At 67.2% G+C, this 7,029-nt stretch carries 5 protein-coding genes; all 5 read left to right on the top strand.

Going from position 1 to position 7,029, the window contains the following annotated elements; all coding sequences use genetic code 11:
- Positions 1-378 (top strand): IS3 family transposase (locus ACFPN9_RS15335; protein ID WP_377817223.1); only part of this gene is annotated, 378 nt, incomplete at its 5' end.
- Between the two features lie 144 nt (positions 379-522).
- The gene (solA, locus tag ACFPN9_RS15330) at positions 523-1,674 is read left to right on the top strand and encodes an N-methyl-L-tryptophan oxidase (RefSeq protein ID WP_066720495.1); all 1,152 of its coding nucleotides are present in this window, start codon (positions 523-525) and stop codon (positions 1,672-1,674) included.
- Complete coding sequence (locus ACFPN9_RS15325) at positions 1,667-3,763, top strand: hydantoinase/oxoprolinase family protein (protein ID WP_066720498.1); 2,097 nt, start codon at positions 1,667-1,669, stop codon at positions 3,761-3,763. Before solA ends, ACFPN9_RS15325 begins: the two co-directional genes overlap by 8 nt.
- Positions 3,760-5,430: a hydantoinase B/oxoprolinase family protein gene (locus ACFPN9_RS15320; protein ID WP_066720501.1), complete on the top strand. Its 1,671-nt coding sequence runs from the start codon at positions 3,760-3,762 to the stop codon at positions 5,428-5,430. The genes ACFPN9_RS15325 and ACFPN9_RS15320 overlap by 4 nt, the downstream gene beginning before the upstream one ends.
- 398 nt (positions 5,431-5,828) lie before the next feature.
- Positions 5,829-7,007 carry a septal ring lytic transglycosylase RlpA family protein gene (locus ACFPN9_RS15315; protein ID WP_066720503.1) on the top strand — a complete coding sequence of 393 codons (1,179 nt, stop codon included), beginning with the start codon at positions 5,829-5,831 and terminating at the stop codon, positions 7,005-7,007.
- Positions 7,008-7,029 lie beyond the last annotated feature (22 nt).

The following is a 7,029-nucleotide window of genomic DNA, read 5'->3' as shown; positions in this document are numbered from 1 at the left end:
GCTACCTTGCTCGCGAGGTCTTCGCCCTCATCATGCAGCGCCAGAAGGAAATCAACGCGACACGTATCGCTGCTTGACAAACAGAAGGGCGTCCAGGGCAGCCAATATACCAGCCAGCACTTCCAGGAACTGCTGGCTGAGAACGGTGTCACCTGCTCGATGAGCCGATCGGGCAACGTCTGGGACAACGCCGCGATGGAGAGCTTCTTCTCCTCGCTGAAAACCGAGCGGATCAGGGGCCAGATCTACCGCACGCGCGATGAGGCCAGGGCAGATGTGTTCGACTACGTCGAGAGGTTCTACAACACGATCCGCAGGCACTCGACCATCCGCTATCTCAGCCCGGCCGAGTTCGAAAAGAAGGTCGGATTAGCTTAACTGCGCGTCCACGGAACCGGCAGCAGGCCAGATCCGCATGACTGGCTGGTGATGCCTTGGCCGCGTTATCGCGTAGACTTCAGCACCGGCAGGGTGTCGGAATCACAGGCCATGGCGTGGCAGGCGTTGAGGGACGTGTCGAGAATGGCCTATGACGTGATCGTCGTCGGGATCGGCGGCATGGGAAGCGCTGCCGCCTGGCATCTCGCCCGCCGCGGCGCGAAGGTTCTTGGTCTCGAACGCTTCGACATCCCCCACAGCATGGGCTCGTCGCACGGCATCAGCCGGATCATCCGCATGCCGTATTACGAGGATCCGGCCTATGTCCCTCTGTTGCGGCGGGCCTATGAGCTTTGGGCTGAGATCGAAGCGACGACGGGCGAGGAACTTCTGGTCATCACGGGGTCGCTCGACGCCAGCCCGGAGGACGACGCGCTTTTTCAGGGTGCCTTGAATTCGGCCCGCCTGCACGATCTGCCCCACGAGGTTTTGACCGGTGATCAGGTCAATGCGCGTTACCCCGGCTATCGCCTGCCGTCATCGCATCGTGCGGTGTTCCAGGCGCGCGGCGGGCTGATCGCCAGCGAGCGGGCGATCGTGGCGCATGTCCGCGCCGCTCAGGCGCATGGCGCGGAGATCCATGCCCGCGAGGCCGTGCTCGGCTGGGAGGCGAACCCCAACGGCGACGGCGTCGTCGTGACGACCGATCGCGGCCGCTACGAGGCTGCGCGGCTGGTGCTGACCGCCGGCGCCTGGATCGGCGACCTCGAACCCTCGCTTCGGGCCGTCGCGGTGCCCGAGCGACAGGTTCTGGCCTGGCTTCAGCCTGCGAAACCGGAGCTGTTCGCGCTCGATCGCTTCCCTGTCTTCAATCTGCAGGTCGATGAGGGCCGCTATTACGGCTTTCCGATCTACGAGGTGCCGGGCTTTAAGTTCGGCCGCTATCACCACCGCGGCGAAACCAGTCGGGCCGACGAGGTCAGGCGTGAGCCGGACGCGGAGGATGAGCGTATCCTGCGTCAGTTCAGCCAGCGCTATTTCCCCGAAGGCAGTGGCCCGACCATGGCGCTGCGGAGCTGCCTGTTCACCAACACGCCCGATGAGCATTTCATTCTCGACCGCCACCCCGCCCATGAACAGGTCGTCCTTGTTTCGCCCTGCTCGGGGCATGGCTACAAGTTCTGCAGCGTGATCGGGGAGATCATCGCCGATCTCGCCAGCGGAGACGGCACGACCCGCCACGATATCGGCTTCCTGCGCCTGTCTCGGGCTTCGCTGGCGGCTCCTCATGCGTGACGGCCTCGACGTCGCCCCACGCGGCGGCCTGCGTCTCGGCATCGACATCGGCGGCACCTTCACCGATTTCGCTCTGGTGGATTCGGCGGGCTCGCGGGTTGGCGTCCACAAGCAGCTGACGACCCCGCGCGATCCGTCTCACGCCGTGCTCGAAGGCACGCTTGCACTCTGCGAAGCCGTCGGCTGCAGCGTGTCCGACCTTGCCGAGATCGTTCACGGCACGACGCTGGTCACCAATGCCCTGATCGAGCGTCGCGGCGACCGCACCGGCATGCTCGTAACGCAAGGCTTCCGCGACCTCTTCGATATCGGCCGCGAGCAGCGCTACGACCTGTTCGATCTCAGGCTTCGCTATGCCGAGCCGATCGTCGAGCGAGGCTTCCGGGCCGAAATCCCCGAACGGTTGAAACATGACGGCTCCGTGCTCGTGCCGCTGGACGAGGACGCAGTCGCTGCGCAGACGCACCGGCTCGTCGAGGAGGAGCGGATCGAGGCGTTGGCGATCTGCTTCCTCCATGCGCATGTCGACGATCGTCATGAACGTCGCGCCCGCGAGATCACACAGGCGCTCTATCCGGCGTTGCACATCTCCCATTCGGCGGATGTCTTCCCCTATCCGCGCGAATTCGAGCGCTGGACCACGACCTGCGCCAACGCCTATTCGCAACCGCTGGTCGACCGCTATCTCTCCCGCCTCGAAACCGGGCTAGGCGAGGGCGGCTTCAGAGGGCGGCTCTGGATCATGGCCTCCAGCGGCGGTCTCATGAGCCTCGAGATGGCCCGACGCTATCCGGTGAAGCTGCTTGAATCGGGACCCGCCGCCGGTGTGCTCGTCGCGGCTCGGATCGGCACGGCGGTCGCGGGAGGTGACCTGCTCTCCTTCGATCTCGGAGGTACGACGGCCAAGGGCGCGCTCATCCGCAAGGGCAGGCCTTTTCGCGCCTATTCCTTCGAGGCCGCGCATGCCTATGAGTATCGCAGCGGCAGCGGCCTCCCGCTGCAGATCCCCGTTCTCGACATGACCGAAATCGGGACCGGAGGCGGCAGCCTCGTCGAGCCCGATGCGCTGGGTCGGCTCAGGGTCGGCCCGCGCAGCGCCGGCGCTGAACCCGGGCCTGTGTCTTATGGCCGTGGCGGCCGGACCGCGACCTTGACCGATGCCAATCTCCTGCTCGGCTACCTTCATCCCGACAGCTTTCTCGGCGGCACCATGACGCTGGATCACGCTGCGGCGGCTGAGGCCTATCGTGAGCAGGTCGGTGTGCCGCTGGGCGTCGACGCGCTGCGCGCCGCCTGGGGCGCGCATGACATGGCCAATGAGGACATCGCGCGGGCCTTCCGAATGCATGCCACCGAACGCGGTTTCGACTATCGCAGCTGCTCCATGGTCGCCTTCGGCGGCGGCGGGCCGCTCCATGCGGCGCGGATCGCCCGCAAGCTGCGGGTGCCGCGCGTGATCTTCCCGCGGGGAGCCGGCGTCATGTCGGCTTTCGGAATGCTGTCGGGCGCACAGTCCTTCGAGACCGTGCGCGCTTTCCGGCGCGGACTCGACGCGGTCGGGGAGGGCGAGCTCGAGGCCCTTCTCGCCGATCTCGACGCCGAGGCCGCCGCGCCGCTCGGCTCCGGCGGAGCCACGCATTGGCATCGCCGCTTCGACATGCGCTATCGCGGCCAGCACTACGACATCGAGGTCGAGCTTCCAGAGGTCTGCAAGCATCTCCGCGAGGCGCTGCGCACGGGTTTCATCGAGCGTTACCGCGAGATCTTCCACACCAGCCTCGACGAGCCGATCGAGATCGTCGGGTGCAAGGTCGAGGCGAGCGCTTCCGCTCCCCAGAGTTTCTCGACCAGCCCGGAGGACGACAACGACGGCGGCGAGGCGATGATGGGCCATCGTCCAGCCTATTTCCCGGCAGGGGGCGGCCTCGTCGATTGCCCCGTCCTGGCGCGCTCGCGCCTGTGGCCGGGCATGGTCGTGCACGGGCCGGCGCTGATCGAGGAAGCGGAATCCACGATCCTGCTCGACGCCGGGGATCGCGCTAAGGTGCATGGCGACATGAGCCTCGTTGCGGAGATCGCGACCCCATGACGACAGCTCACTCCACGTCCCGCCGAACCCTCGATCCGATCGACCTCGCCATCGCCTGGGACAGGCTGATCTCGATCACCGACGAAGGCGCGGCGGCGCTGATCCGCACCTCCTTCTCGATGCTGGTGCGCGAGGGCTTCGACCTTTCGGTGATGGTCTTCGACACGCGCGGCAGGCTCATCGCGCAGAGCCGCAAATGCATCCCCGTCTTCATTGGCACGGCGCCGGTGACGATGGCGCATATGCTCAGGCGGTTCCCACCGCAGACGCTGGCGCCGGGGGATGTCATCGCGTCGAATGACCCCGTCATCGGCACGGGCCACATGTTCGACCTCGCGTTGATGAAGCCGATCTTCAGGGGCGGGCGCATCGTCGCCTATGCCATGAGCATCACGCATTTGCCCGATATCGGCGGCATGGGTTTCTCGGCCGCCGCGACCGAAATCTACCATGAGGGTCTGCGGCTGCCGATCTGGAAGCTCTTCGCGGCGGGCCAGCGCGACGAGACGCTGATCGAGCTGATCAAGCTGAATGTCCGGGTGCCCGAACAGGTGCTGGGCGACATCATGGCGAGCGTGAGCTGCCTCGAGGTCGTCGACCGGCAGCTCGGCGAGTTCCTGTCCGAAGCGGGGCTTGCCGATGTCGACGACCTCGCGGTTTCGATCATCGACCAGACCGAGGCCGCCGTCAGGGCGGCACTGGTCGCCATTCCCGATGGCGTCTATGGCAACGAGGTCGAGGTCGAGGCCTTCGGCGACATACGGCGGCTCGTCTGCCGGATCGACAAGCGAGGCAGCGAGGCGGCGATCGATTTTGCCGGGTCGGGCCCCTGCGTCTTGGCCGGCATCAACGTGCCGCTGCCTTATACGCGCTCGATGGCGCTCTACACGCTGAAATGCATCACCGCGCCCAGGCTGCCCAACAATGACGGCGCCACCGTGCCGATCTCAATCAGCGCTCCTGTGGGCTGCTTGCTCAACGCCGTGCCCCCGGCACCGTCGGCCGGGCGGCATGTCATTGGCCATTTCATTCCCCCGCTGATTTTCGGGGCGTTGGCCGAGGTTGTGCCCGACCGGGTGATGGCGGGCAGCGGGCTGATCGACTTCATCACCCTGCAGGGCCGCCGGCCAGATGGCTCGGGCATGAGCACGACCTTCTGCGCGGCGGGTGGTTTCGGTGCATTGAGCGATCTCGACGGCCAGCCGACGACGCCAGGCTCTTCGAATATGGGCGGCATGTCGGCGGAGCTGTTCGAGCCCGAGAGCGGGCTCGTCGTCGAGCGCAAGAGCTTGCGGCCGGATTCGGGCGGGGCAGGGGCCTATCGCGGCGGTCCCGGGCAGGAGATCGTGCTGCGAAACGACAGCGGCTTTCCGGTTAGCGTCTTCTCCATGGCCAACCGCACCCAGTTCCCGGCGCAGGGCTTCGCTGGCGGGCAGCCGGGAGCGTGCCGCGAGCATCTCGTCAATGGCGAGACCATCTCGCCGCAAGGACGGCATGAGCTCGCGCCGGGTGATCGCCTGACGCTGCGCGAAGCGGGTGGTGCGGGTTTCGGTAGCCCTGACGCGCGGCCGGCCAGCAAGATCAGGGACGATCTCAGACGCGGCTACGCCACGCCGGAGGGCGTGTCCCACGCTTATGGGCCGGACTGGATGCGGCGTGAGGCTTAATCGGTTCGGTCACCGCACCAGTCTAATGCGTTGCCGAAACCAGGCCTCGGGCAGCGGTCTTGAAAACCGCCGTGGGTGCAAGCCCACCGTGGGTTCGACTCCCACCCCTTCCGCCATTAATTCGGCCCCTCGCTCTTTCGTCACGGGTGCCATCGAGCCGTGACCGCCCGGCCACGCCCTCCCGGAAAATGGCGGCGCTGTGGAGCGGGTTGACAGACGCCGCATTTCCGACACCTTTGTGCCCGCTCAAGGGCGGGCGGCACAAAGCCGTCGACGTCGGCGCGACCCGTCGCCTGGCGTTAACGGCCCGTTAACGTGATTGACCGAAAACTCTGGCTTCGCCGCTTTCGCGGCTCGGCCGGCCTGCTGGTTTTCGGCGCAGAATGCGGAACGACTTCATGACGCGAAGCGCGCGCTCCTCGGCCCCGGACATGACCTCCGCCACTGCCGATCAGGGCTCCGCTGCGTCTCCCGCCCCGCTGGCCGGCCGCGCGCTGCGGCTCGGCTGCGTCGCGCTCGCCGGCCTTTTCCTCGCCAACTGCGCCAACGACCAGGTGGCCCGGCGGGGCAAGTCGAAGGAGATCGGCGCCTTCCCCTCGTCGAAATACGGGCCGGCCAGCCCGCGCGTCGTCGCCGAGGGCCAGGACGTCCCCAAGGGCGGCGGACGCCAGATGATCGGCAAGACCTACACCGTCGCCGGCAAGCGCTACACGCCTTACGACAAGCCCGTCGGTTACACCGCGGTCGGCACGGCCTCCTGGTATGGCGAGGCCTTCCATGGCCGCCGCACCGCCAACGGCGAGGTCTATGACCGCCACGGCATCAGCGCCGCCCATCCGACGATGCCGCTGCCGGCCTATGCCCGCGTGACCAACATGCTCAACAACCGCTCGATCATCGTGCGGGTCAATGATCGCGGCCCCTATCATGGCGGTCGCCTGATGGACGTCTCGCAGAAGACTGCCGAGGCGCTCGCCTTCCGCCATCTCGGCACCGCGCGCGTCAAACTTGAATATCTCGGCCAGGCCTCGCTCGCCGGCTCCGACGACAAGCTTCTGCTGGCAACCCTGCGCACGGACGGCCAGCCCGCCGCGATTCCGGGCACCAGTGCCCGCACCATGGTGGCGAGTTCCGCCCCGGTCGGAACCGCGCGCTCGCAGAGCGCCGATCTCGACGACGAGCAGTCAGATCCGGCGCCCGCTCCGGCGCCCGTCGTGCGGGCCTATGCCCCCGCGGTGCCCGCTCCGCAAGCGGCGTCGGGTTTCTCGACCGCTTCCGACAGCTCGCGCCCGGTCTTCCAGACCGTGTCGACCGGCAGCGCCGAACCGCTGGGGGGCGTCCCTGTGCGCGGCGTGAAGCTGCCGCCGAGCCGCCCCTTCGACCTCGACACCATCGCCAATGCCGCAACGCCCGTCGTGGTGCCCGCCGCCATCCGCACGACGCTGCCGCCCAGCCGCTCGACGGTCGCGAGCCTGTTCGCCGCACCAGATCGCGCGCCGACCGAGCGTTTCGCCGCCTCGCATCCGCTGAACCGCGCCCTCGTCCCGCAGAATCTGCAGCCCCTGTCCGGCCGCTGAACCGGGCTTGACCATTGGCCCC

The organism is Allobosea massiliensis (assembly GCF_042655245.1).
Lineage (GTDB): Bacteria > Pseudomonadota > Alphaproteobacteria > Rhizobiales > Beijerinckiaceae > Allobosea > Allobosea massiliensis.
Note: the sequence above shows the minus strand (reverse complement) of the source record. Positions and strands in the feature narration are given on the sequence as shown.